Below are 26,070 nucleotides of genomic sequence, written 5' to 3'. Positions count from 1 at the left end.
CAGTCATCACTCGAGCTGCAGGACGAGGATTGAGCCATGCAGAAGAAGTTTTCAGGACGTGGGTCAGCTTCTTGAGCAGCCACAACCTTGGGGTCGCAGCGCCCTGGAGTGAGGAGGCGCGATTAGCCGCGCTTGCTCACTTCAACATCCTCGACACGTTACCGGAACAGGCATTCGATGATATTGCCTGTCTCGCGGCCCAGCTGTGCGAGGTGCCGATGGCGCAGATCAATCTGATCGATGCCGGGCGCCAGTGGCCCAAGGCTCAGGCGGGACTGGCGTTGCCGGAAGTGCTCATTGAACATTCTATTTGCGCTCAGACGATTCGTCAGCCCGGCGTGATGATGGTCGACGATCTGCGAGTGGATCCGCGGTTCGCCGATAACCCTCTGGTCGCCGATGTCCCAAACCTGCGTTTTTATGCCGGGACCGCGCTGCTCACCGCTGAAGGGCTGCCGCTGGGGACGCTCTGTGTTTACGATGTAGAGCCTCGACATCTTTCTGAGTCGAAGCTTGCCGCTCTGGCCGCCTTGGCGCGTCAGGTGGTCAACCAGTTGGAGCTGCGTAGGGCTTTGTACGATCAGCAAGAAGCGTTGCGCGATCTCAATGAAGGCCTGGAGCGGCGGGTGGCAGAGCGCACCCTGGAAATGCTTCGGATCAACGAATTGCTCCAAGTCGAAATGAGAGAGCGTGAAAACGCTGAAGAGGCGCTGCGTCATGCGCAAAAAATGGACGCTATCGGGCAACTGACGGGTGGTATCGCCCACGACTTCAATAACATGCTGACGGGCGTGCTTGGCGCGCTTGAGTTGATTCAGCGGCGTGTCGCAGCCGGGCGCGTAGGGGAGATCGATCGCTACATTGATGCGGCGATGACCTCGGCCAACCGTGCAGCCTCGTTGACGCACCGACTACTGGCGTTTGCCCGGCGTCAGTCGCTGAGCCCGAAGGCGGTGGACGTGAATCGGATGGTGATCTCCATGGAGGAGTTGCTGCGGCGCACGCTTGGCGAAAGTATCGTACTGCGCACTGACCTTCAGTCTCGCTTGTGGCAAGCCAATACCGACGAACATCAGTTGGAAAATGCCTTGTTGAACCTGGTGATCAATGCCCGCGACGCGATGCCAGGGGGTGGACAGCTGACGATCAGTACAGCAATCGCACGCATCGATATGCAACAGGACACGCTGACGCCCGGTGAGTACGTGCTGCTGACCGTTGGAGACAGTGGTAGCGGAATGTCGGCCGAGGTGCTTGGTCGTGCCTTCGATCCCTTCTTTACCACCAAGCCGATCGGGCAGGGCACCGGGCTGGGCTTGTCCATGGTTTATGGGTTCATCAAGCAAACCGGTGGTCATGTGCATATCGACAGCGCCGAGGGGCAAGGTACGCGCATTCATTTGTATTTGCCTTGCCATCTGGAGTTGGGTGAGCGGCATATCGCCGAGCACGATAACCCACGCCCACCGCGGGCGCTAAAGGGTGAGCAAGTGCTGGTGGTCGAGGACGAGGTGGCTGTGCGCACGTTGGTGATCGATGTATTACGTGAACTCGGTTACGCGACGCTTGAGGCGTGCGACGGTGAAACCGCACTCATTGTGCTGCAAGGCCGGGAACGTATTGATCTGCTGGTCAGCGATGTCGTGCTACCAGGGCTTGACGGACAACAACTGGCAGGCATTGCCCGACAGCACCGCCCTGATCTGGGTGTGCTGTTCATGACGGGGTATGCGAGTAACGCTGAAATGTGTGCGGGGTTTCTTGATCAAGGCATGGATATGTTGATCAAGCCGTTCAGCATCGATGAGCTAGCACTCAAGGTACGCAATATGATCGAGCGCGCACGGCCCTGAGCGCCAAGGCCTGAGTGTTGATTACGGTTGCTGGGGTATTGGCGTTTCGGACACTTCGTTGATGGCTGAATGAGATATGCGCAGGTTTTCCAGGGCCAGCTGCGCCTTGATCATCTCGAGCTGAAGTGTTTGGTTTGACTGCTGTTGCTCGGCCAGAGCCTGTTTGAGCAGATCGCTTTCGCTCTGTGCTGCACTCAGGCGTTCTTGCAGTAATGCGCACTGGGTGTGCGTGTGCTGGTACTGCTCGTTCAGACTTGCCGATTGGTTCGTCGCCTTGTTCAGTTGCTCTTGCCGCGCGCTCAGCTCGCGCAGGGTGCTGCGGGTTTCGGCCAGCAAGCGCTCGTTGTCACGATTCAATTGGGTAATTTCATCCTGGCGCACCATCGCGCTTTGTTGCGCCTGGCGCAGTTCCATTTGCACCTGTTGCAATTGCCCCTCGTGACGACGCTGTTCCTGCTCGCGCTGTTCCTTGACTGAGTTGCGATAGTGCTCAAGGGCGTCACGCGCATGCAGGTGTTTTTCCTCCAGTGACCGTATTTGTCCCTCCTTGTCCTGCACGCGAAGCTCGAGATCGTGATGGGCCTGAAAGAGGCGGGCGGTGGTTGTTTGCTCGGTATGCAGCAACTCGCGAGTGGCATCCAGGGCTGCGTTTTGTACGCTGAGATCATCGCCTTGGGCAATGAACTGGCTCTGCAACTCGCTTAACTGGACTTGTGCTGCCGTCAATTCCTTTCGCAGTTCATCCTGTTTGGCCGTGAAGGCGGCTTGCGCCTGGTCGACAAGTGCATGCGCCTGTTCCTGTAATCGCTGCGCCAGTCGACTCACCAACTCAGTCAGTTCGTCCCCGATCTCGGCCTGCGGCGCATTGCTGCGGGTATCAGTTTCGTCCAACTCCTTCAAATAGCGGTGAATGGTCGTCTTCGAGCCGGTGTTGCCCATTTCGATACGTACCGCGTCGATGCTCGGGTGCTCGCCGCGCGCGAGCAGCGCCGAGCGTGCCATCTGAACGACTGCCTTGTTTACACCGCCGCGTGCCATGTCGAGCTCCTACGATTTCGTACTGTGGTATGTACCCTGTAATTACATACTATAGGAATACAAATTATGCTGCTGTAATTCTAAAAATACACACGGGATATTAAGGTATTATCCAATCCGAGCCGCAAAAAACGCGTTTCAACCGCGCTTTTCAGTACACAAACGGAATCTCCAACCATGAATGATCTCGATCGCTACTTATCAGCCGCGACCCGTGACAACACGCGACGCAGCTACCGGGCGGCCATCGAGCATTTCGAAGTGACGTGGGGCGGGTTTCTGCCTGCGACCAGCGACAGCGTGGCGCGCTACCTGGTGGCGTATGCAGGCGTGCTGTCGATCAACACGCTGAAGTTGCGCTTGTCGGCATTGGCGCAATGGCACAACAGCCAAGGATTTGCAGACCCGACCAAAGCGCCCGTCGTACGCAAGGTGTTCAAGGGTATTCGCGCCCTGCATCCCGCTCAGGAGAAACAGGCTGAGCCACTGCAACTGCAACAGCTGGAACACGTGGTGGCGTGGCTCGATCAAGAAGCCGTACAGGCGCAGGCCGACGACAATCAGCCAGAGCTTTTACGTTGCCGTCGCGATGCGGCGCTGATCCTGCTGGGATTCTGGCGAGGTTTCCGCAGCGACGAACTGTGTCGCCTGGACATCGAACATGTTCAAGCGGTCGCGGGCTCAGGGATCAGTTTGTATCTGCCGCGCAGCAAAAGTGATCGGGACAATCTGGGCAAGACCTACCAGACCCCGGCACTTCAGCGTTTATGCCCGGTACAGGCCTACATCGAGTGGATCAATTGCGCAGCTCTGGTGCGCGGCCCGGTGTTCAGAGCCATTGATCGCTGGGGCAATCTGGGCGAAGAGGGCTTGCACGCCAATAGCATCATTCCGTTGCTGCGTCAGGCGCTGGGGCGTGCGGGTATTCCCGCCGAGCAGTACACCAGCCACTCATTACGCCGGGGTTTTGCCACGTGGGCGCACCGCAGCGGTTGGGACCTGAAGTCGCTGATGAGCTACGTCGGCTGGAAAGACATGAAGTCGGCTTTGCGCTATATCGAAGCCACGCCATTCATGTCAGTCAGTGGCAGCGCAGAGGCTCCAGTGATTTCTTCTATTAATAAACATCTCTTATAGTGAAAACCAATCAGCGGCATGAGGTTTGCCAATGAGCCCGTGCCGCCGGTTGTGCGTAAGATCCATCTCATAGATTTTTCCAACCATCAGGAGATTCATCGATGCCTATCATCAACAGCCAAGTCAAGCCATTCAAAGCCACTGCGTTCGCCAACAACGCATTCGTCGACGTCTCTGAAGCCGACCTGAAAGGCAAATGGTCTGTCGTATTCTTCTACCCAGCTGACTTCACCTTCGTTTGCCCTACCGAACTGGGCGATCTGGCTGATAACTACGCTGAGTTCAAGAAACTGGGCGTTGAAATCTACGGCGTGTCGACTGACACCCATTTCGCCCACAAAGCCTGGCACGACACCTCCGAGGTGATCAGCAAAGTCCAGTTCCCATTGATCGGTGACCCGACTCACGTGATCTCGCGCAACTTCGATGTACTGATCGAAGAAGCAGGTCTGGCTGACCGCGGCACCTTCGTGATCAACCCGGAAGGTCAGATCAAAATCGTTGAACTCAACGATGGCGGCGTAGGCCGTGACGCTTCCGAGCTGCTGCGCAAGGTCAAAGCTGCCCAGTACGTTGCTGCTCACCCAGGCGAAGTTTGCCCAGCCAAATGGAAAGAAGGCGAAGCCACTCTGGCCCCGTCTCTTGACCTGGTCGGCAAGATCTAAGTCGACATGCATCGGCTGGGGGCCATGAGCTCTTAAGCACGTAAACCGCATCGCCCCCAAAAACGCCCGGGCGACCATCGCCTGGGCGTTGTTTTTTCTAGCGTACAAAAAAAGGAAATCGCCCTCATGTTGGACGCCAATCTTAAAGCCCAGCTGAAGTCATACCTGGAGCGGGTTACCCTGCCGTTCGAGATCGTTGCATCCCTTGATGACGGCGCGAAATCCGAAGAAATGCTCGCGCTGCTCAAAGATATCGTCAGTCTGACGCCGCACATCACCTTGCTCGACAACGGGACCGATGCGCGCACGCCGTCGTTCTCGCTGAACCGCCCGGGAGCCGATATCAGCCTGCGCTTTGCCGGCATCCCCATGGGCCACGAATTTACCTCGCTGGTGTTGGCGCTGTTGCAAGTCGGCGGTCATCCGTCCAAAGCCAGTGCGGACGTTATCGAACAGATTCGCTCGCTCAAGGGTGAATTCAATTTTGAAACCTATTTTTCCCAGTCTTGCCAGAACTGCCCGGACGTCGTTCAAGCCTTGAACTTGATGGCCGTGCTCAACCCTGGCATCCGTCACGTCGCCATCGACGGGGCATTGTTCCAGGCCGAAGTCACTGACCGGCAGATCATGTCTGTGCCGAGCGTTTACCTGAACGGCGAATTGTTTGGTCAGGGTCGCATGGGCCTGGAGGAAATTCTGGCCAAGATCGACACCAGCGCTAGTGATCGGCAAGCTGAAAAGCTCAATGCCAAAGAAGCCTTTGATGTACTGATAGTCGGTGGCGGCCCCGCCGGTGCGGCGGCTGCGGTCTACGCGGCACGCAAAGGTATTCGGACCGGTGTTGCGGCTGAGCGTTTTGGCGGTCAGGTGCTTGATACCATGGCCATCGAGAACTTCATCTCTGTCCAGCACACCGAGGGTCCTAAACTGGCCGTTGCGCTGGAAGAGCACGTCAAGCAATACGACGTCGACATCATGAACCTGCAGCGCGCGGATCAGCTTATTCCGGGCAAGGACGGAGCGTTGCACGAAGTGAAGTTCGCCAGCGGCGCCTCGCTCAAGTCCAGGACCGTGATTCTCGCGACCGGCGCAAGATGGCGCGAAATGAACGTCCCCGGTGAGCAGCAATACCGCAACCGTGGCGTGGCGTACTGCCCGCATTGCGATGGCCCGCTGTTCAAGGGTAAACGTGTCGCCGTGATTGGTGGTGGCAACTCGGGTGTAGAAGCGGCCATCGACCTGGCGGGTGTCGTCAGTCATGTCACCTTGCTGGAGTTTGATGTCCAGCTGCGTGCCGACGCTGTCTTGCAGCGCAAGCTCAACAGCCTGCCGAACGTGACGGTGATCACCAGCGCGCAGACCACGGAAGTGACCGGCGACGGTCAAAAGGTCAACGGCTTGCTCTACAAAAATCGCCAATCAGGCGAAACATTGACCATCGGGCTAGAAGGGATCTTCGTCCAGATCGGCTTGCTGCCTAACACCGACTGGCTCAAAGGCACCATCGAGTTGTCACCGCGCGGCGAGATCGTTGTTGATTCCCGTGGCGAGACTTCTATTCCCGGGATTTTCGCAGCCGGTGATGTCACCACAGCGCCTTACAAGCAGATCATCATCGCGCTGGGCGAAGGTGCAAAAGCATCGCTGAGTGCGTTTGATCACTTGATCCGTACTTCTGCGCCGGAGTGATTCAGGCGATTGCGACTAAGGAGCCCCCTGCATGCAGGGGGCTTTTTCATAACACCGTATTTTGAGGTCAGAGCGGCGTCGGTTGAATGATTTCGACCCAATAGCCATCCGGGTCTTTGATGAAGGCCAAGTTGTTCATGCGGCCATCGGCCAGGCGCTTCTGAAACGGGACGCCCAGGCTTTCGAAGCGTTCGCACGCCACGTGAACATCCGGAACGGAGAGGCAGATATGGCCAAAACCGCGCGGGTCGGTATTGCCGTTGTGGTAGGTGAAGGCTGTGTCGTTCTCGGTACCGTGGTTGTGAGTCAGCTCCAGAATCCCGGGAATGGATTTCATCCACTGGTTGCGAGCGGCGTCGTCTGCCGGGATCTGTCCTTTATCCACCAATGCAAGGAAATACAGGCTGAATTCCGCTTCAGGGAAGTCACGTTTTTCAACCAGGCTGAAGCCCAATACGCGGGTGTAGAAATCCAGGGAAGCCGTAATGTCCTTGACTCGCAGCATAGTGTGGTTGAACACAAAGCCTTGTGTCGCGACATCCGGGGTGGCGGTGACGCCGGCAAAGGTGTTCAGTTCGTGCAAGCTCATGGGTATCTCCCGTTAAAAAATCTGTAATCGCCAAATGATACGGGGCAGGGCAGTCAGTGCCAAACCCGGGCGGTGATAAAAAGGCGGCAAAGCCTTGTCCGTTGGCGGTGACAGGCTCAAACTTTCCGGCTCATTGTCCTGGTAGTCCCGATCATGATTTACCTGCAACGCAGATCATCCTTGATAAGCCTGTGCCTGCTGCTCGGCCTGAGCGGTGTGCATGCGGCCGATGTGTTGATCACCTGGCCAAGCGGCTGGGAAGTCGAGCCTTTGCCACCAGCCGCTGATGCCGCAGCGCAGCCGTCAGTGCAAATGAGACAACGCGCAGTCAAGAATGATCAGAATGGCGACCCGATCATGGTCATGGAGTTGACTCAGTCGCGGCTTCAGCCGGGGCATGATGTCAACGTGCAGAGCGTATTGCTGGAAATGCGAAAATCGGTCCAGATCGACTTTGTCCGGGGTGGATTTCAGAGCGTTTGCAGCAAGATCCATGAAAGCACTCTGAGTGATCTTCCGGCGCTGGAAACCACCTGCACCATCACTCAGAACGGCGGGCACGTCATGACTCAGACGCTGGTCGCGGCAGCAAACCACGACATGGCCTGGTCACTTTCATACGCGGGCTCTGCCGATGGCTACGTCGCGAGCAAAGAGGAGGTGCAGCGTATTCGGGACAGTCTGCACTTGGTGGTTGCGCCGTAAACGCAAAGGCGCGAACAGCGCTGGCGCCAAATAACAGGCAAAAAGAAACCCGCCGAAGCGGGTATTGGGGCGCTAATCCTTTAGCAGCGCTCATCCTGTAAGAATTGATGTGAAAAATGTGTGAAGTGAAAAATCTGTCCGACTAGTGAGCACGATGGTGCCGGGCGGATGCAGCTCCCGCAATCAGGGCCGAGCGCCTCGGTGTATCGCCGGGCTGACCATTATTAGATGTGCGCAAGCGGTAGCATCGAATAGCCACTAGATGGTCTGCCTTCAAGTAAGCTGCCTGTTATTATTTTGTTACATCACCGACTAATGCCGCACGGGAGGACAGTCAAACAGGGGGAGGTAGGAAAAATCTGAAATACCTGTATGAATGGGTACCTGATTTAACTACTTACGACACTGTTCGTGACTATTTTTCTGTCGGAAGGCTGAACCAGTTACACATTGCCATGGCAGTGAAGTTGACAGGCAATAAAAAGCCCTGCACAGCAGGGCCTTTTAAGTTCGATGATTTCGATCAAGTGCGAAGCCATGAATCTACGGTATCGACACCGTATTGCTCTTTCCAGGATTTCAGACCGCGGTGATTGCCGCCTTTGGTTTCAATCAACTCACCTGTGTGCGGGTTCTGATAAACCTTCACGACACGTGCTCTGCGGCGTTTTGGACCTGTAGGCGCGACCTGAGACGACGAGCTGTTGGGGTCGAGTATGGCGACGATGTCGCGCAGGCTCTTGCCGTAGCTGCTCATCAAGCCCTGAAGCTTCTGTTCGAATTCGATCTCCTTCTTTAGTCCAGCGTCATTCTTCAAGGACTCCAGCTGTGCCAGCTGTTCTTGAAGGGCTTTTTCTGCTGCGCGAAACTCGGCGAGTCTAGACAAATATATTACTCCGACAGTGTAGTTGGCTGTTCCCAGCCCGACAAAGCTATAAGGCAAGAGCTTCTGGCCGATTCCTTCGTTCAATTCTCTACCACAACCCCTGAGCGCGTTCCTTCTGTGAAGAAACTAACGGCTTGCGGTCAGTCACGCTCAAGTGGAAAAAAGGGTAGTTGTTAACCAGTTGCAGGTAAATAATGCACTTTTTTTTCGAGTTAGAAAATAGTCTTTATGCAAATGATTATAGTGAATGCGGAATTTCACTTTGCCACTGCCCTAATTCTCTGTGGTATCAGATGAAGCGCGGTGTAAGTAATTTCCGATATTAACCGCGCATCGGAAAACCAGTAACATCGGCTTCCGGCGGCTATATCAGAGCACTAGAGGCCCTGTTGAAGCGCGGGGTCGTCCGGATTCTGCTGCTCCAGTTCTGCAAGCAGTACCTGAACTTTTTGCAGTTGCCCACTTTCTTGCCAGTAACGAATCAGCAGGACCCGTGCGTCGCGATTGGCGGGATGACGCTGTACGATTTCTTCGAGCTGCTTCTGTGCCGCCTCCAGTTGATCGAGGTCGTGCAAGGCAACGGCCAGGTCATAGCGGTAGCCATTATTTTCCGGCTCAAGCTCCAGCGCTTTTGCCAATGCAAGCAGGGCATATTCGCTTTGCCCATGGTGCAGCAGCCACAGACCCAATACGTGTTGCAGCATCGCGGATTTGGGGTTGCGCTCTAGCTGTTGACCCAGCAGCTGCCGAGCCTTGTCGACCTGGCCCTGCTTATCGAACGCGGCAATCTGCGCCAGTCCGGCTTGCAGATTATTCGGGTCCAGCGCGAGCGCCTGTTCCAGGGCCTTCATGGCCGGAATCTGATCACCGCTGTGCAGATAAAGGGTGGCCAGTTGCAGCTGACTCTGACTGGTCGGCGGCTGGCCAGCGAGGACATGCTCATACTGTTCAACGACCTGCTCCAGCGGGCCAAAGTATAGCCCCAACTCATCAGGTGTCAGACCCAGCAGGGCTTCCGCTGCACTGAAGCGCGTGGCCTGGTCAGTTTCATCGAGCAGAGGCCCCAGCAACACACTGCGTTGACTGCCGGAAACCAGCTTGACGATGGCATCAATCGCCGCTTGCCGGACCGCTGGCGCGCTGTGGTGTAAATCACTGTTTGCCAGTTTCAATGCCTGTGGGCTGGGGTAGTTGGGCAACTCGACCAGCAAGTTGACGCGGCGGACGTCAGACAGGTCGGTACGCGACAACTGTTGATAGAGCACCCGAGCCGCTCCCGGCTTACCGTTGTGCGCTTGTTCCACGGCTTGGGAGTAACCGTGTGGGGTGGCAAAGGTCGGCGGAGTGGAAGGGGGGCTGCGAAACAACAGGAAGCCTGCGCCAAAAACAATGATTGATAGCGTGATCGTGTAACCGAGGCGCCACTGACGGCCGGTTTTTGGCTCAGTGGAGGAACCTTTAAAAGGCGGTTTTGGCATACCTGTATCCAGTCCATGACGGCTTGCAGCTTCACGGAGTGACTGGCAGCTGTCAAACGACAATCATCCCGGCAGGCCCGGCAACGTGGTTTTTGGAGGGGGAGGCACAAGAAAGCCCCGCGACCGAAAGGACGCGGGGCTGAAAGGTTAACCGATGGAGTCCATCACTGGAGGGATTGCAGGCATCAAGCCTGTGGCTGCCAGCCACCCCCCAATGCCTTGTAAATGGCAACAATCCCCCGATACATCTCGACCTCGGCCTGGGCCTGAGAATCTTCGGCGGCCAATCGCTCACGCTCGGCATCGAGCAGCACAAGGAAGTCCACTGTGCCTTCGCGGTACTGAATAGATGCCAAGTCAGCAGCGGAACGACTGGCTTCGCTTTGACGCAGCAGAGAGATCAGGCGTTGTTGCCGTTTAGCATAGTCGCTGAAGGCATTTTCCGACTCTTCCAGGGCCAGCAGCACCTGCTGTTCATAGGTGGCCAAGGCGCCGTCGGCTTGAGCATCGGCGCCCCGAATCCGCGCACGCACGCTGCCGAGGTCAAACGCGGCCCAGGTAATGCTTGGACCAAGCGCCCAGGCTTGCGCGGCTGAGGAGCCGAGTTGCGAGCCGCGTGCGGCCGTGAAGCCCAGGAACCCACTGAGGCTGACGCGAGGGAACAGGTCCGCAGTCGCGACACCGATGCGCGCCGTCGCAGCCGCCAGTTGGCGCTCGGCGCTGCGCACGTCGGGACGATGGCGCAGCAGCTCAGTCGGATCGCCGATGGGCAAAGCTTTGGCGATGGCCGGCAATTTAGCCGGGCTCAGGTCGATGGTCAGCGCCTCTGGCCGCTCGCCCAGCAGCGTGGCGATGCGATTGCGCTGGCGCACTTGTTCTGCTTGCAGTTGCGGCACCGTGGCCTCGACGGCGGCCAGTCGTGCATCGGACCGCACTACGTCGAGCTCATTGCCGACACCGGCTTCACGCAGGTTCACGGTAATGGTGCGCGAGTCCTGCTGGTTCTTCAGGTTGGCCCGAGCAATGCCTTCGCGCAGCTGTGCGCCCCGCAGTTGCCCGTAAGCATCGACCAACTCGGCGGTCATGGTGACCTGAAGTTGGTAAAGATTGGCTTCGGCCACCTCCTGATCGGCAGTGCTGGCTTCCAGTTCGCGCTGGATCCGCCCGAACAGGTCGAGCTCCCAGGCCATGTCCAGTCCCAGGTCATAGCGCTCGGTGTTGACTCGCTGAGTCGTGGTCCCTGGTTGCTGACCTTTGCCCAGATCGCTGCTGACGCGGCTGGTGATCACCGGCATGGCATCGTTGCTGATGTCATCGCGAATCGCACGGGCTGCGCGCAAACGGGCGAAAGCGACGCGCAATTCACGGTTCCCGGTCAACGACTGGGCCACCAACTGGTTGAGAATCGGGTCATCGAACTGCTGCCACCAGACGGTTTCAAGGTGACTGCGGTCGTAGTGACCTTGTGCCGCTGATTCGACCTTAGCCGGTGCGGTGTCCGGGGTTTTATAGTCCGGGCCGACGGCGCAGGCCGCGAGGGCAAGGACCAGAAGGCTCGGGAGAAAGAGTTTTACGCTCATTGTTGCGCCTCCAGCGTCAGGGCCTTGTCAGCGTTACGAGCCTGCTTGCGTCCCACATAGTTACGGATCAATACGTAGAACACGGGTGTCAGCAGCAGGCCGAAGAAGGTCACCCCGAGCATCCCGGAGAACACCGCCACGCCCATGGCATGACGCATCTCTGCACCGGCACCGCTGGACAGGACCAGAGGCACAACACCCATGATGAACGCGAAGGAGGTCATCAGGATTGGACGCAGACGCAGACGGCAAGCTTCCAGTACCGCAGCCAGCGGGGTCATGCCTTCATCTTGTTTGTCTTTGGCAAACTCGACGATCAGGATCGCGTTCTTGCAGGCCAGCCCCACGAGTACGATCAAGCCGATCTGGGTGAAGATGTTGTTGTCGCTACCGGCAATGATGACCCCGGTAATGGCTGACAGCAGCGTCATCGGCACGATCAGGATCACCGCCAGTGGCAGGCTCCAGCTTTCATACAGGGCCGCCAGCACCAGGAACGCCAGCAGTACGCAGAGCGGGAAGACCAACAGGGCGGTATTGCCGGACAAAATCTGCTGATACGTCAGGTCAGTCCACTCGTAGGTCATGCCGTTGGGCAATTCCTCCTTGAGCAGTTTTTCAACGGCGCTCTGCGCTTGCCCGGAGCTGTAGCCGGGCGCGGCTGCACCGTTGATTTCAGCCGTGATGAAGCCGTTATAGTGCATGACGCGATCAGGCCCGGAGGTATCGCTGACCTTGATGAACGTCGCCAGGGGGATCATTTCGCCGACGTTGTTGCGCACTTTCAGTTGACCGATCTGCTCAGCCTCCAGACGAAATTGTTGTTCAGCCTGAACGTTGACTTGATAGGTACGGCCAAAACGGTTGAAGTCGTTGGCATACAACGAACCCAGATAAATCTGCAGGGTATCGAAGATGTCCGAGATCGCTACACCATGGGTTTTGGCCTTTTCACGGTCGATAGCGGCATCGACCTGTGGCACGTTGACCGTGTAGCTGGTGAACAAGCCCGCGAGTTCTGGAACGCTGTGGCTCTTGTTGATGACGTTCTGGGTTTCTTTGTACAGCTCTTCGTAACCCAGGTTGCCACGGTCTTCGATTTGCAGGCGGAAGCCGCCAATAGTGCCGAGTCCCTGCACCGGCGGTGGCGGGAAGATCGCCATGTAGGCTTCCTGGATGACACCGAACTTACCGTTCAAGGCACCGGCAATGGCACCCGCCGATTCGCTCTTGTCCTTACGCTCGTCGAACGGCTTCAAGGTAACGAAGACGATGCCCGCGTTAGGGCTGTTGGTGAAGCCGTTGATCGACAGGCCGGGGAAGGCGACAGCACTTTCTACACCGGGCTGTTTGAGCGCGATGTCAGACATGCGTTTGATCACATCTTCGGTACGGTCCAGGCTTGACGCATCCGGCAGTTGAGCAAAGGCCACCAGGTACTGCTTGTCTTGTGCAGGCACGAAACCGGTCGGCGTGTTGGCGAAGCCGAACCAGGTCATCACGATCAAACCCGCGTAGACAAACAAGGCGATGCCGCTGCCACGGATAACCCTGCCGACGGTTCCTACATAGCCACGGCTGGCTTTGTCGAAGAATCGGTTGAACGGCCGGAACAACCAGACCCCGAACAACTTATCGAGAAATCTGGAAAAGGCATCCTTCGGCGCATCGTGGCTTCTAAGTAACACGGCGGCCAGGGCCGGCGACAAGGTCAAGGAGTTGAACGCGGAGATCACTGTAGAGATCGCAATCGTCAGGGCGAACTGTTTATAGAACTGCCCGGTCAACCCGGAGATGAATCCCGCCGGGATGAACACTGCGCACAATACCAGCGCGGTGGCGATGATCGGTCCGGTGACTTCACGCATGGCGCGCTTGGTCGCTTCGACCGGCGTCAGTCCTAGCTCGATATTACGTTCGACGTTCTCCACCACTACGATGGCATCGTCCACCACGATACCGATGGCCAGTACCAGCCCGAACAGCGACAGCGCATTCAGCGAGAAACCGAACATGTGCATCACGGCAAAGGTGCCAATCAGTGAGACTGGAACAGCCACCAGTGGAATGATCGAGGCGCGCCAGGTCTGCAGGAACAGGATCACCACGAGCACGACCAGGATCAGTGCTTCGAACAACGTGTGGACCACTGCTTCAATGGAACCACGGACGAAAATCGTCGGGTCATAGACAATCGAGAAGTCCATGCCTTCCGGGAAGTTCTTCTTCAGCTCGGCCATTTTGGCGCGAACTTCGTTGGAGATATCAATGGCATTGGAGCCGGGGCGCTGGAAGATCGGGATCGCCACTGCGGGCTGGTTATTCAGCAGGGAGCGCAATGCATACTGGCTGGAGCCAAGCTCGATCCGGGCAATGTCCTTGAGGCGCGTGATTTCCCCTCCGGCGCCGGAGCGAATAATGATGTTTTCGAACTCTTCCTCACTGACCAGACGACCTTGAGTGTTCACCGACATCTGGAAGCTAGTGGTACCCGGCGCCGGTGGTGAACCAAGGGACCCGGCAGCGACCTGACGGTTTTGTTCACGGATCGCAGTCACGACGTCGGTCGCGGTCAGGTTGCGTGAAGCGACCTTGTTCGGATCAAGCCAGACACGTAACGAATAGTCGCCCATACCGAACAGCTGCACGTCACCGACACCGCCCAGACGCGCCAATTCATCCTTGATATTGAGCAAGGCATAGTTGGACAGGTAGAGCATGTCGTAGCGTTTGTCCGGTGAGGTCAAGTGCACCACCATGGTCAGGTCGGGGGAGGCCTTGTCCACAGTGATACCAATGCGTGTCACTTCTTCCGGCAGCTTGGGTGCGGTCCGGGTCACACGGTTCTGCACCTGCACCTGAGCGTTGTCCAGGTCAGTACCCAGCGCGAAGGTTATGGTCAGGGTGATCTTGCCGTCAGCGGTGGACTGCGAGGACATATAGAGCATGTTCTCGACGCCGGTGATCGCCTGTTCCAGCGGTGCAGCCACGGTTTCACCGATGACCTTGGGGTTCGCCCCCGGGAAGTTCGCACGGACCACGACGGTGGGTGGCACGACTTCCGGGTATTCACTGATCGGCAGCTGGAACAGTGAGATGGCGCCAGCGATCAGGATCAGCAGCGATAACACCGCCGCAAAGATCGGACGCGTAATAAAGAATTGAGAGAAGTTCATTATGGTTATCCCTTAACCGCGTGGCGAAGCAGTGCTGGCAAGTTTGACCGCAAGCTTGGGCTCGACGGGCTTCAGGTTGCTGGCCTCGAGTGCTTGGCGCTGCTTATGCAGGGCGTTGAGGGTCTCGGCGCTGGCCATCAAGGCTGTTTCAGGGTCTACCGCTTGCCCCGGACGCACCCGTTGCAGGCCCTTGACCACGATGGTGTCGTCTTTGCTCAGGCCGCTGCGCACAATGCGCAAACCTTCGAGCTTCGGACCGAGTTCCACGCTGCGGTAGGCCGGTTTGTTGTCGGCCCCCATGACCAGCACGAATTTTTTCCCCAGGTCGGTGCCGACTGCTTCGTCATTGATCAGCACAGCAGAGTAAGTGCCGCTGCCTACCAGCTTGAGACGGGCGTACAAGCCCGGAGTGAATTGGCCGTTGGTGTTATCGAAAACTGCACGACCTCGAATGGTCCCGGTTTTCGGGTTGACCTGGTTGTCGACGAAATTCATCTGGCCCTGATGCGGGTTATCACTTTCATTCGACAGACCGAGGAACACCGGCGTGCTTTGGCCACGTTGGCCTTTGCGAGCCAGCTCGGTGTATTTCAGATAAACCCGCTCATCGGCATCGAAATAGGCATAAACCTTGTCCGTGGACACCACGCTGGTCAGCGGCGTGACATCCGCAGTCACAATGTTGCCGGCGGTGATTTCGGCACGGCTGACGCGGCCACTGATCGGCGAAGTTACGCGCGTAAAGCTCAGGTTCAAACGAGCCAGATCGAGTTGCGCCTGGATGGCATCGACGCCGGCTTTGGCTTCTTGGGCGGCGCTGCTGCGCGAGTCGGCGAGTTCGGCGGAAATAGCATTGCTGGTCAGCAGGCGTTGGCCGCGCTGGGCTTCATTGCCGCTGCGTGTCGAATTGGCACGTGCTTGTTGCAGTTGGGCTTCGAGGCGACGGGCTTCAGCCTGGAAAGGGCGGGGGTCTATCTGAAATAGCAGGTCGCCTTTTTTGACCAACGCACCTTCAGTGAAGGCAACTTGATCAATCTGACCGGAAACCCGCGGGCGGATTTCAACGGTTTCCGGCGCCTCAAGGCGTCCGGTGAACTCATCCCATTCATTGACGGGCTGTTCCAGCACCTTGGCCACGGTGACTTTTGCTGCTGCCGGAGCCACAGTCGCTGCAGGATCGCGACCACACGCGCTGATCACGACCAAGGCCAAGGCGGCAAGGGGGTAGCGCACGTGTTTGAATGACTGTGCCATGGGAATAATCCATCAAATTGTTAAGTTGGCGGATTTTGTTCTGGCGGGTTGTATTGCACGAATCGAATGAGCTGAAGGTCAGTATTATTCAGAATGATATAAAGCCGACGATGAGGCTCTAGACCAGGCTATCCGGGTCGCCAAAGAACATTTCACCAGGGCGCTGGCTGGGGTTTTCACGCATTCGGATCGTAAATTTTGCCCCCACTAGCACGTGGTACACGAGCGATCGCACATGGCGACTCCTTACCCAATACCGTTTTGGTATTGGGTGGTTTTCAGTGTAGCGTTTTTATCGGGATTTTCGGGGCGACGTAGAAGGGGGGGCGTTTCCGCGAGAGTATCCTGACTATGGGGGTTATCGTCATTTCTGTTTGGCTGCTTTCGGACGATTCTGTTGAAAAAGTCGGCCTCGGTTTTTATGGCATAAAAGTACGCGCCGGAGATTGAAAGCGTGAATGTCCGTAGAGCCCTTCAGACTCAGATTTCACGTAGCAGCGTGCTAATTGAATCCCTGACAGCGGGGCCGTCAGCGGTTGCGAGCATTGCGCCAGACCTTGGAGTGCATGAATGGTTGGGTCTCTGGGTGTGGGTTATTGGTATTTGCTGCTGTAATTCGCTAGCACTTATTGGACTTGGCTGAGTCGGATGTAAGCTGCTACACGAACTCCGCAATAATGCATAGGCACCAGATCTGCACTCGAATCCCACAGCGCCGGCCCATTACGAGGGCTGGTTATAAGGATCCAGCTGTAACGCAAGCTCACTCACGGATACAAGGAGATAAGCATGAAAGCTGCTGTTGTTGCCCAAGGGCATCGTGTGAACGTGATCGAAAAAACATTGCGGCCTTTGAAACATGGTGAGGCCCTCCTCAAAATGCAGTGCTGTGGCGTCTGCCATACCGACCTGCACGTCAAGAACGGTGATTTCGGTGATAAAACTGGGGTGATCCTTGGCCATGAAGGCATAGGTATCGTGAAGGAGGTAGGGCCAGGCGTCACCTCTCTAAAGCCCGGTGATCGTGCCAGCGTGGCGTGGTTCTTCCAAGGGTGCGGGCATTGTGAATACTGTAACAGCGGCAACGAAACACTCTGCCGCGACGTAAAAAACTCCGGTTATACCGTGGATGGAGCAATGGCTGAAGAGTGCATTGTCGTCGCCGACTACTCAGTGAAAGTGCCAGATGGGCTTGATTCTGCTGCGGCGAGCAGCGTGACCTGTGCTGGAGTAACGACTTATAAAGCCGTAAAGGTTTCCAACATTCGCCCCGGGCAATGGATTGCGATCTTCGGGCTGGGCGGCCTGGGAAATCTGGCGTTGCAGTATGCTAAAAATGTATTCAACGCCAGAGTCATTGCCGTGGACATTAACGACGATCAACTGCAATTCGCCAGCGAAATGGGGGCCGATCTGGTCATCAATTCACGCAACGAGGATGCCGCGAAAGTTATTCAGGAGAAGGTCGGCGGAGCCCACGCTGTTGTCGTGACGGCCGTAGCGAAGGCTGCGTTCAACTCTGCGGTGGATGCCCTGCGTGCCGGTGGACGCCTGGTCGCAGTCGGGCTTCCTCCTGAAGCCATGAGTCTAGATATTCCTCGGTTGGTGCTTGACGGGATCGAGGTGGTTGGCTCACTGGTAGGCACTCGACAAGACCTCGTTGAAGCCTTCGAGTTTGCCGCGCAAGGCAAGGTGGTGCCTAAGGTAACATTGCGGCCTATCGAAGATATCAATGAGATTTTCGACGAAATGCAGCAAGGAAAAATCAAGGGCCGTATGGTGATTGATTTAAGTAATTAAAAGGCCATTGGCAGTCGCCTAGGTGGCTGCCAATTCCGTTGATTCAGGTGTTATTGGTTGTCACTTGCTTTTCGACTTTCACACAATTGCGCCCGTTTTACTTAACGAGATAAAGTGCTGGGTGTGCCATGTTCAAAGCGCGCGATGGTATCCGTATCGCTGTCTTTGGTGGGCAGGGTGTCGAGCATAGCGTTGCTCTCAAGGTCCGCATTCATGGCAGGGGGCATCCTTTTTCAAAAGTAGAAAACTGACCTAATTATGCCCCGGACGGTCAGGAATAAAGCGGATTTTGACGGATGGCAATGGAAAGTTAAAAGACGTTTCGATCAGTTAAAGCAGGCCTTTCAGGGGGCCTGCACCTCCTCTTAGAGGCTATCCGGATCCCCCAAAAACATTTTGACTTCGCTCTAGCACGGTATTTACAACCAGAAAAAAACTAATTGTGCCCCCAATTGTGCCCCCATTTGCACCGGATGTGCGAGCGATCGCGAATGGCGATTTCTGACAGAAGACCAGGCTGGTGCGGGGTGGCTTGCAGTGGAACTCCACTTTTGATCTGGAAGGAGGGTCCAGGGCTCATCAAGGACGAGCTAATCCGCTCTCGCTCGAGAGCAGCACCTGCGATCAGTTGTGTTCGACCCAAAGCGGACGGACACGACAGACTACTTTTGGCTAGGAGCGGTCAGTATCCTGGACGTGAATATGGCGTTTTGCTAGCGTCTGACGCTCGCTTACCGAACCGCGTTTAAAAAGACGGTGAGGTAGCATAAACAACTACTTTCCTGAGCCAGTGAATGACCCCATTATGCTGAAGATAAAGATGTATCCCGCAGGCAATGGTGATGCATTCCTGATCCGTTTCGAGGGCGTTAACATTCTGATCGATGGTGGTTACGCTTCGACCTTCGACCAGCACATTCGCAATGACCTGAAATCGATTGCACTTAGCGGGGAAAGCTTAAGCTTGGTCATTGCAACTCACATTGATGCTGACCACATTTCCGGCTTGCTCGCGCTGTTGCGCGCCAATGGCAATGCAGCCAACCCCCAAATCATTCGGATCGACCATGTCTGGCATAACAGCTTGCGCAGTCTAGTGTGTCAAGCGTCAGATGAGCCGGAGGGTTTTGCTCGGATGATGCTGGAAAGTATACGCAAAAGGGGGTATCCGAAGCCGGTGGCCAGTGATGCGCGCCCTCAGGAAATCAGCGCACGGCAAGGAAGCTCCCTAGCCAACCTGCTTCGCATCGGGGGCTATAATTGGAATTTGGGTGATGGTACGCAACTCATCAGTACCTTTAACACGCCGAGAGTCGAACTTCATTCAGCGATCATACAAGTCATTGGTCCAAGCGCAGAGAGGATGGACGACCTGCAGCGTCTGTGGATCACTGAGCTGAGAAAAAAAGGCTATCAGGGTCCTGTCGGATCAGGGGAGCTGTTGGACGATGCGTTTGAATTTCTTTGTGCTAATGCGCCAGAAAGGATAAAGAAAAAGCCCGTTCTTATTTCCGCGAATCAAAATCAGCGACTGAATGACATCTACGAGCCCGATACATCCATCCCTAACGGTAGTTCGATTGCCACGATTATCGAGTTAGGCAACAAACGGATGCTTTTTCTTGCCGACAGCTGGGTAGATGATCTTTTGGAGCAACTGCACAAACTGGCAGCCGCGGGCTACTCAATGCTGTTCGACGCTATCAAGATTTCACACCATGGGAGCGTTTGCAACACTAGCCCAGCGCTACTCGAGTTGATCGATGCGCCGATTTACTTGGTCTCATCGAACGGCAAACAACATGGTCACCCCGATTTTCCCGTGCTTAGGGCGATTGTAGATCGACCTGCACCGTTTCATCGCAAGATCTACCTCAACTACCGAACACCTGCATCCATTCGCCTCAGTGAATATCAGTCCAGCTCTGGCGCTGGCTTTACAGTGATTGAGGGTGGGAACGATTGGATCGAAATGGAATTAGCCGACAATGAATGAGCAACAAGTCAAGCTTGCTACCTGCAAAATCACATGTGCCGATGAGCTTGGTACGGGATGGCTGATCTCGGCAGACAAGGTGCTGACGGCATATCACTGCGTAGCACCTGCCATCTACAGCGGTAACCCGATATCTGTGGAGTTTGGCGAGGGTCACGAAGAGGCGATCTTTGCGAGTGTTGTTGCCTATGACGCGGGTTTGGATGCGTGCATTCTGCTCTTGCCGAGTAAATGTTCTAAAACGCCTATTGCGCTGTCTTCGACGCTGCCTCGGGAGGGAGCTGAATGGAGCGCCTTTGGCCACCCAGTGGTGAAGTTTGAAATTGGCCACCGCCTCGAAGGGCGCGTCTCGCAGATACTGGACCAACCAAAAATGTCCATGGACTTAGATCTGTCCGTGAAGCAGGACACTGCGCTGACGGATTATCGGGGTCTTTCCGGAGCAGCACTCATCTGTGGTCCACTCTGCTACGGGATGCTCCGTATTGCTGTTGATCACTCTTTGGGGGCCATTAGCGTCGTACAGCTGGGGCAGTTTCTGATAAAGAACCAAATAGATCTGGAACAGCCAGAGGAACAAGCGACTGCCAACGAGGGCTATGCCGAACGCCCGGAATTCTCCGAGCGGTTTGAGGCAGCAGTAAACCGGAAGTCGAGCGGTTTTTTGTTTCTCGAAGGCGCGCCGGGTATTGGCAAGACGACATTCTGTGAAACGTTTCAACCAGAACTGAATCGACTTGAGCTAGCAGGGACGTATAGCTTTGCCTCGGGGGATCGGGGCACCAATGCAACGCTGCGCATTCAGCCAGAAATTTTCCATGATTGGCTCAACACACTCGTATCGCTTCAAAGTACCGGTAAGCCAGCCAGGCTATCCGAAATGCACTACTCAGCGCTCGTAACAAACACCAGTAGCTTGTTTAGCATTCTTGCGGAGCGGTACGCTTCTCGCGAGAAGGTTGGCGTTTTGTTTGTCGATGGTTTGAATGAAGCGGCTGCGGTCGGCGCAGAAGCTTTTACCAATTTCATCGGTCTATTCCCAGAGAAACTTCAGGAAGGGCTAGTCATAATCTTCTCCGGCCCGAGCTATGCCCATGTCGCAGCGCCTCTGGGAAAACGCCTGCAATCGGACGACAGCATTCAGATGCCTGCCCTTGAAAGGGATGTGGCGACTGAGTTCTGCAAACAGGGGCTGGTGTTTGGCAGGACAAGTCCTTCCCTGGTCGCTCGAATTTGCGATCGTGCGCAAGGTCACCCTTTGTACCTCCATTATCTGATTGATTACGTCAACGGCGGGGCAACCGACGAAGAACTGGAGGAATTACCTACCTTCAGCGGAAGTATTCGAGCGTACTACGATGTGTTGTGGGCGCAACTGCTGAGCGACGCGGAAGCGGTAAACCTGCTTGGGATCATGGCCAGGCTTCGATGGGGCATCCCAATGGAGCAGTTTGCCAACATCCTTACAGGATCCGAACATGGCGCGTTTGTTCCCACAACAACCCGTATTCGCCACCTGCTCCTGTCCCCTGAGCAGACGGCTGTATACCACTCCTCTTTCTCGGATTTTCTGATTGAAAAGACGGCCCACCTCGAACAAAACACACAGCTTCGACTGGCCGATTATTGCTGCGCACAGCAGGCGACCGACTACGGACTGTTGAATGTTGTTTACCACACGCTACGCGCAGGCGACGCTGGAAAAATCCAAGCTATTGCTGTTTGTCAGCAAGATTGGATCGATCATTGTGTAACTAGAGGGGCAGATCCAGACACTTTGCTTTCTGACATTGAAGAGACGCTTGCTGCGGCGACGCAGGTGGCGACTGCCGTCGAAATAGTACGGATGCTGCTGATACAGCAACGCCTTCATTTCCGGTACAACACTCTTTTTGCCCAGCACGCCAGATTGGCGGCGAAGGCATTGATCGCGTTAGGCAAGTCAAATGAGGCACTGCAGCACACCACTCGGTATGGCCACTTGATTGTGCAGCCTGCGCACGTGTTAGGGCTCGCGCTGCAATTGACCCAAGCTGGAGAAAAGGATGCAGCGCTGGATTTGCTGCATAAGGCTGATCAGATTGTCGAAGAGGCTTTGACTGCGCCTAAGCAAAAAGTATCGGCTTTCATTGATCTTGTTCATCTACGCATTCACATTCTTGCGTATATGGCTCATGCGGGCCGGGCTGAGGCACTACATGAAATACTGGCGTTCAATAAATCAGTTTTTGCATACCTCAAGCATGTTTATCAAGATGCCCCCGAGGAGCAGCTCGATGAGGTACTGAATGAAATATTCAGCGATTTTTTGGGAAGTTTAATGTGTCTCCAGGGATACTACCTGCCGCTGTTAAAATTGCCCCAATTTTCTAACAAGCCCCCAGCAGCACTGTTGGAAATTCTTGTCCGTCAGCTGAACTCTTACCACCTCTGCGCCTCAACCAACAACCTGCCTATAAATCATCAAACGATTTCTAAGGTGTTTGATGACATGGCCACCGTTTTAGAGAAGGCCGACAAGAAATCCCTCGAGCTAACCACATCAATCCTAGACACACTGATTCTCTTGCGTGCACCTTGGCCTTTGGTCAACGGCCTCGCTGGTCAGGGTCTCTTGTCTGCACCACCGCCGGTCAACATATTTAATGTGAATAAAGTGAACGTCGATGAGGAGGCTCTCGACGAAGGCACTTCACAGTGGCGTGTATCTTCGTTTCTTCAGGCTGATCTTAAGTGCCCTACCGTCTTAGCATGGGAGGAAACACACTGGCAACACAGTCTAGAGGATGTCGTCAAAGCACTGGCCTGGTGCGATGGCAAGGCACGGCGCGCGGTCGTAGAGGAAAGCACGGCAGTCATTCGACAAACCTGGTTGGATATCGAGAGGGTGGTGCTGCAGCCTTTACGGCGTTTGACCTTGATCCAGCGCGTAGAGTGGAGTGACTGCTACGCCATCCCCGAGGCGGTGTTGCCGAAGATTTACGATCAGATTTTGACACTGTGCCTGGACTGCTACCCCAACGAGATCGGCAAGCTTCTCTTACTGATTGACGAACGCTTCTCGGATCAGTGCGGCATGTACTCGGAAGGCTTCCGCAAAACCCTATTGACGGTACTGAGCCGGCTGTCGCAGGCGACGGTAGACAGCAATGATTCTGACTTGACGTTCACATTGGCAGAGCGCTTTAACGAATATGTGAAACGCAATCTGAAAAATCGCCATGAGTTGGTGCCGGAGTTACTCCAGCTCATTCCTATTTTCAGTCAGTTGGACGCAACGGAGCTGGCGGATGACATTTACCAAGCGGTGCTTTCAGTTTCTATGGGGCCTGGCTGGTATAAGGAGGATCAACTAGCGCTCATGACCCGTACGTTGATGCGCTTTCCTGCAAAAGAGGTGCTTGCCCGACACATACTGCCAAGCGTTGCTGCGAACCTGGACAATGCCAGTGGCGAAATGACTTTTCAGCGGTACGTGCGCTTCAGCAAGGCTGAGTTGCTGGGAGAGATGTGCAGGAGAGGGCAGTATGGCAACGCGGTACGGTACTTTCAGCGCCAGGCTTGTGGCACGGCTGAAGAACTGTTGAAAGAGGCGAGTGAGGGTGACATAGATAGACCTTCACGTTTACGGGGTATGCGGTTTCCTGGCGGTTCACTGGACGAGCAAGGCGCAATAAGTCAGATGTTGAGCCAAACGGGGTCGAGCGCAAGTTGGCAGATCAGTTGGGCGCTGCTTGAGATATTTCAGCACGGTGACAGCAATGATCAGCTCTACTGGGGAAAAGCTTACGCTCGATTGATTGAGCAGGAGGGCGACGACAATGATGCTCTGGCGCTTATGTCGGAACGTATGCGCATCATTGTCAAAGCCGACGTCAATCGGGATCAGCGTCAGGAGTTTCTAGAAGCATTTCAGCAGCATCTAGACGCTCGCTATCGCCAAGCGTTTGCCAGCGTTCTGAGTGAGCTTGGGTCTTCTGATCATTCAAACAGCGCCAAGGATATGTTAGACGGTAATCCGTTTTCTAGTACTAGGCTCGAGCCAAATGAGGCGGAGTTGGCGCAGGAGTCTACCGAGGACTTAGATGATGACTTCTCGATGATGCCTGGGCTGTTTGGAAAGTCGTCAGCGAGTTCTGATGCCGCCGATGCTCTCAAGAAAGCCCGGGCACACCTAACCAGGCGTAACAAAGAACAAGCCAAAGAGGAGGCCATCCGCGCTCTAAAAGCTTTCCAAGATGGCGACTGGTCCATCTGGGGAGACCTTTCTGAGATAGCTCGTGGGGCCGAAAACTTACTGAGTCAAAACTCCTCAGACGCTGATTCTTTGGCCCGGTCGTATGGCCCTCTAATTCTGACTGAGCGCTTCGCCGAAAAATGGAGGATCGCGGATCATCTCATGGGGCGGATAGCAGAGCTCCTTACTGCGGAGGATAGAGCGCTAATTGCAGAATGCGTGTTGGAGCATGTCAAGCTCATGCTCGCATGCGAAGACGAGAGATTGCCGGCCTATCAGTTCCTTGAGGGAAGTAGCTCAGCCAGTGCAACGGATTCATTCTTGGAACTTGTTTTGTGGCTGATTGACCATCCTCAATGGGGGCGCCGTGACAAGGCTGCCGAACTGGTGACGTGGCTCATCGACTCCTATCCTGATGGCATGCGAGTTTTTGTCGACCAGGCTTTTTCCATGAGCAATGGATTCCGAGCGGATATTCTTTGTGGCGGGTTGGACAACCTATCGCAACTCCAGCCTCTGGATTTTTGGAATCGCATTGAACCCTTGCTTGATTTGCCTAACATCGAATCCAACTGTAAGCATGTCGGCCGTATTGCCGTACTGCTTCGAATTGCCGGTCGGGCAGCAGGGAAAGGGGCCGATTCAGCTTCTGCTGCGCTTTTAACCCTGCGAGCAACAATTCAGGGGAAACGTGAAACTCAAACCCATCTTGCGAGCGATCTGCTTCCCGTATGGGCTGATTCGGTCAAATATGAGTGGGACGCACTTGCCACGCAGGGGTTAGCTACGCGAGAAGTCGCAGACGCCATGACCAACAAGCTCGAGCAAGACTCTGCGCCTTTAGATATCGAGACGGCTTGGCAACTGGAGGGCTTAGTTTGCGAAGCATTCGGCGAAAACCCGCGCGCAGCATTGAATCGATGGAACGCGAAGCTTCGATACGCATTGCATACGTCGCTCTATTCGTTCGCGTCGGAAAACGACTTGGAGCCTATAGAGCGCACACTTAGAGCCTACAATCCGGTACCTTTAAGATTGGTGCGTCGGTTCGGCTTCACCTCTCCATCCGAGCAGTGGCTCTCGTGCCTGAACGGCAGTGTTTCTGCAGGGTTTGTTCCTGCAAGCGATACTCATCTGTATCTAGATTTTCATGAGCTGGTAATGGAAGGGGACACTCCGTGTCTGTTGGAAATAACGGCATTCCTTTACCCTACGGGACGACCGGCTTGGCCTATGTCACCGTTACGTACATTCAGTTCAACCGAAGCCCCGAACATTGATGACTACACTGCTGGCGAAGTTTGCTCTAGCGTTAATTTCAAACCCGCTTTTTTGGGCGTATTCACGCCCGCTATGCCTCTTCTAGGCTTCATGCATTTGAGCGGCACTTCGACGTCCGACTTTGCCCGATCTTATTGGCGCGATGGCAGAGTTACAGCTGCAAGAGGAGCAAAACCCATGAGGGAAGGTTGCGGCCTATCCATTAGACGTGATGGGCTTCAACTGCCTCCGGGTTGGAGCATTGGCTGGAGGGTAGAAATAAATGGGCAGCTTGTGGACATACTAAGTGCAACGAAATAGGAGAGCGTATGCGACCAAAGATCGAAGCAATGAAAACACCAGAGACACGAGCAGAGTTTGAGCATCGGTTCAATCTTCTGCACAACTCAATAGATCAGGGAAGATATTCATTTCCTCGCGATTGTGTGGATGGATTGATGGCTCTGAGGCGCCTGCCAAATGGCAGACTCGATATTCTGAGTGTCAATCAGGATGTTCGAATGCAGATGAATATGATGGTTCAGTTTGCGGATGTTATGAAGGGCTCACTGCCGGGCGATACGCGAACGGCAAACACGCCTTCCGAACACTAAAATAAGAATGATAGTGTCCGCCTGTAGGCGGACACTATCGTCCTTAAGGAAACTCTGGAAAAGACTTCCAAATCTGGTGAAATACGCCTGCCCCACGAACTGAACGGTTGAGC

At 55.3% G+C, this 26,070-nt stretch carries 16 protein-coding genes; 9 read left to right on the top strand and 7 right to left on the bottom strand.

Annotated elements, in window-relative coordinates; all coding sequences use genetic code 11:
* Positions 1–29: 29 nt before the first annotated feature.
* Entirely contained in the window at positions 30–1,853 is a 1,824-nt protein-coding gene (locus K0F75_RS00080; RefSeq protein ID WP_306823010.1) for an ATP-binding protein, read from the top strand.
* 21 nt (positions 1,854–1,874) lie between these two features.
* On the opposite strand, the gene K0F75_RS00075 is transcribed toward K0F75_RS00080, so the two are convergent.
* Entirely contained in the window at positions 1,875–2,891 is a 1,017-nt protein-coding gene (locus K0F75_RS00075) for a DNA-binding protein (RefSeq protein WP_219059731.1), read from the bottom strand.
* 177 nt (positions 2,892–3,068) lie between these two features.
* Between K0F75_RS00075 and K0F75_RS00070 the strand changes: the two genes are divergently transcribed.
* The 3 genes from K0F75_RS00070 to ahpF all read left to right on the top strand — a co-directional run bounded on the left by K0F75_RS00070 (position 3,069) and on the right by ahpF (position 6,382).
* Positions 3,069–4,028 carry a site-specific integrase gene (locus K0F75_RS00070; RefSeq protein ID WP_219059730.1) on the top strand — a complete coding sequence of 320 codons (960 nt, stop codon included), beginning with the start codon at positions 3,069–3,071 and terminating at the stop codon, positions 4,026–4,028.
* A gap of 101 nt (positions 4,029–4,129) precedes the next feature.
* Complete coding sequence (ahpC, locus tag K0F75_RS00065) at positions 4,130–4,693, top strand: alkyl hydroperoxide reductase subunit C (RefSeq protein ID WP_219059729.1); 564 nt, start codon at positions 4,130–4,132, stop codon at positions 4,691–4,693.
* 126 nt (positions 4,694–4,819) lie between these two features.
* Positions 4,820–6,382 carry an alkyl hydroperoxide reductase subunit F gene (ahpF, locus tag K0F75_RS00060; protein WP_219059728.1) on the top strand — a complete coding sequence of 521 codons (1,563 nt, stop codon included), beginning with the start codon at positions 4,820–4,822 and terminating at the stop codon, positions 6,380–6,382.
* A 67-nt stretch (positions 6,383–6,449) separates the two neighbouring features.
* Here the strand turns inward: ahpF and gloA are convergent, their stop codons facing one another.
* On the bottom strand, positions 6,450–6,971 hold the full coding sequence (gene gloA / locus K0F75_RS00055) for a lactoylglutathione lyase (protein ID WP_219059727.1): 522 nt from the start codon (positions 6,969–6,971) through the stop codon (positions 6,450–6,452).
* Between the two features lie 153 nt (positions 6,972–7,124).
* On the opposite strand from gloA, the gene K0F75_RS00050 reads away from it, so the two are divergent.
* Positions 7,125–7,676 carry a DUF4946 domain-containing protein gene (locus K0F75_RS00050; RefSeq protein ID WP_219059726.1) on the top strand — a complete coding sequence of 184 codons (552 nt, stop codon included), beginning with the start codon at positions 7,125–7,127 and terminating at the stop codon, positions 7,674–7,676.
* A gap of 523 nt (positions 7,677–8,199) precedes the next feature.
* On the opposite strand, the gene K0F75_RS00045 is transcribed toward K0F75_RS00050, so the two are convergent.
* The 5 genes from K0F75_RS00045 to mexE form a co-directional block, all read right to left on the bottom strand.
* Positions 8,200–8,562, bottom strand: a complete 363-nt coding sequence (locus K0F75_RS00045) for a histone-like nucleoid-structuring protein, MvaT/MvaU family (RefSeq protein ID WP_219060318.1) — start codon at positions 8,560–8,562, stop codon at positions 8,200–8,202.
* Between the two features lie 377 nt (positions 8,563–8,939).
* On the bottom strand, positions 8,940–10,040 hold the full coding sequence (locus K0F75_RS00040) for a tetratricopeptide repeat protein (protein ID WP_219059725.1): 1,101 nt from the start codon (positions 10,038–10,040) through the stop codon (positions 8,940–8,942).
* A gap of 185 nt (positions 10,041–10,225) precedes the next feature.
* A complete protein-coding gene (locus K0F75_RS00035) occupies positions 10,226–11,620 on the bottom strand; it encodes an efflux transporter outer membrane subunit (RefSeq protein ID WP_219059724.1) in 1,395 nt (464 codons plus the stop codon).
* Positions 11,617–14,796 carry an efflux RND transporter permease subunit gene (locus tag K0F75_RS00030; RefSeq protein WP_219059723.1) on the bottom strand — a complete coding sequence of 1,060 codons (3,180 nt, stop codon included), beginning with the start codon at positions 14,794–14,796 and terminating at the stop codon, positions 11,617–11,619. Before K0F75_RS00030 ends, K0F75_RS00035 begins: the two co-directional genes overlap by 4 nt.
* Positions 14,797–14,808: 12 nt before the next feature.
* Positions 14,809–16,050, bottom strand: coding sequence for a multidrug efflux RND transporter periplasmic adaptor subunit MexE (gene mexE / locus K0F75_RS00025; protein ID WP_219059722.1), 1,242 nt, complete (start codon positions 16,048–16,050; stop codon positions 14,809–14,811).
* 789 nt (positions 16,051–16,839) lie between these two features.
* Between mexE and adhP the strand changes: the two genes are divergently transcribed.
* The 4 genes from adhP to avs1c all read left to right on the top strand — a co-directional run bounded on the left by adhP (position 16,840) and on the right by avs1c (position 25,957).
* Positions 16,840–17,850 carry an alcohol dehydrogenase AdhP gene (gene adhP / locus K0F75_RS00020; RefSeq protein WP_219059721.1) on the top strand — a complete coding sequence of 337 codons (1,011 nt, stop codon included), beginning with the start codon at positions 16,840–16,842 and terminating at the stop codon, positions 17,848–17,850.
* An 805-nt stretch (positions 17,851–18,655) separates the two neighbouring features.
* On the top strand, positions 18,656–19,846 hold the full coding sequence (avs1a, locus tag K0F75_RS00015; protein ID WP_219059720.1) for an AVAST type 1 anti-phage system MBL fold metallo-hydrolase Avs1a: 1,191 nt from the start codon (positions 18,656–18,658) through the stop codon (positions 19,844–19,846).
* Positions 19,839–25,664 (top strand): AVAST type 1 anti-phage system protease Avs1b, encoded by a 5,826-nt coding sequence (avs1b, locus tag K0F75_RS00010; protein WP_219059719.1) that lies wholly within the window; start codon positions 19,839–19,841, stop codon positions 25,662–25,664. The genes avs1a and avs1b overlap by 8 nt, the downstream gene beginning before the upstream one ends.
* A gap of 8 nt (positions 25,665–25,672) precedes the next feature.
* Positions 25,673–25,957 carry an AVAST type 1 anti-phage system protein Avs1c gene (avs1c, locus tag K0F75_RS00005; RefSeq protein ID WP_219059718.1) on the top strand — a complete coding sequence of 95 codons (285 nt, stop codon included), beginning with the start codon at positions 25,673–25,675 and terminating at the stop codon, positions 25,955–25,957.
* The last annotated feature ends 113 nt before the right edge of the window (positions 25,958–26,070 follow it).

It is taken from the genome of Pseudomonas sp. UMAB-08, assembly GCF_900095225.1.
Lineage (GTDB): Bacteria > Pseudomonadota > Gammaproteobacteria > Pseudomonadales > Pseudomonadaceae > Aquipseudomonas.
The sequence above is the reverse complement of the archived record's forward strand: the minus strand, read 5'-3'. Positions and strand labels throughout refer to the sequence as shown.

What these genes read in the sequence shown, in the direction of transcription:
- K0F75_RS00075 (WP_219059731.1), bottom strand. Translation starts at nt 2,891, where the DNA reads ATGGCACGCGGCGGTGTAAACAAGGCAGTCGTTCAGATGGCACGCTCG.
- K0F75_RS00070 (WP_219059730.1), top strand. Translation starts at nt 3,069, where the DNA reads ATGAATGATCTCGATCGCTACTTATCAGCCGCGACCCGTGACAACACG.
- ahpC (WP_219059729.1), top strand. Translation starts at nt 4,130, where the DNA reads ATGCCTATCATCAACAGCCAAGTCAAGCCATTCAAAGCCACTGCGTTC.
- ahpF (WP_219059728.1), top strand. Translation starts at nt 4,820, where the DNA reads ATGTTGGACGCCAATCTTAAAGCCCAGCTGAAGTCATACCTGGAGCGG.
- gloA (WP_219059727.1), bottom strand. Translation starts at nt 6,971, where the DNA reads ATGAGCTTGCACGAACTGAACACCTTTGCCGGCGTCACCGCCACCCCG.
- K0F75_RS00050 (WP_219059726.1), top strand. Translation starts at nt 7,125, where the DNA reads ATGATTTACCTGCAACGCAGATCATCCTTGATAAGCCTGTGCCTGCTG.
- K0F75_RS00040 (WP_219059725.1), bottom strand. Translation starts at nt 10,040, where the DNA reads ATGCCAAAACCGCCTTTTAAAGGTTCCTCCACTGAGCCAAAAACCGGC.
- K0F75_RS00035 (WP_219059724.1), bottom strand. Translation starts at nt 11,620, where the DNA reads ATGAGCGTAAAACTCTTTCTCCCGAGCCTTCTGGTCCTTGCCCTCGCG.
- K0F75_RS00030 (WP_219059723.1), bottom strand. Translation starts at nt 14,796, where the DNA reads ATGAACTTCTCTCAATTCTTTATTACGCGTCCGATCTTTGCGGCGGTG.
- mexE (WP_219059722.1), bottom strand. Translation starts at nt 16,050, where the DNA reads ATGGCACAGTCATTCAAACACGTGCGCTACCCCCTTGCCGCCTTGGCC.
- adhP (WP_219059721.1), top strand. Translation starts at nt 16,840, where the DNA reads ATGAAAGCTGCTGTTGTTGCCCAAGGGCATCGTGTGAACGTGATCGAA.
- avs1a (WP_219059720.1), top strand. Translation starts at nt 18,656, where the DNA reads ATGCTGAAGATAAAGATGTATCCCGCAGGCAATGGTGATGCATTCCTG.
- avs1b (WP_219059719.1), top strand. Translation starts at nt 19,839, where the DNA reads ATGAATGAGCAACAAGTCAAGCTTGCTACCTGCAAAATCACATGTGCC.
- avs1c (WP_219059718.1), top strand. Translation starts at nt 25,673, where the DNA reads ATGCGACCAAAGATCGAAGCAATGAAAACACCAGAGACACGAGCAGAG.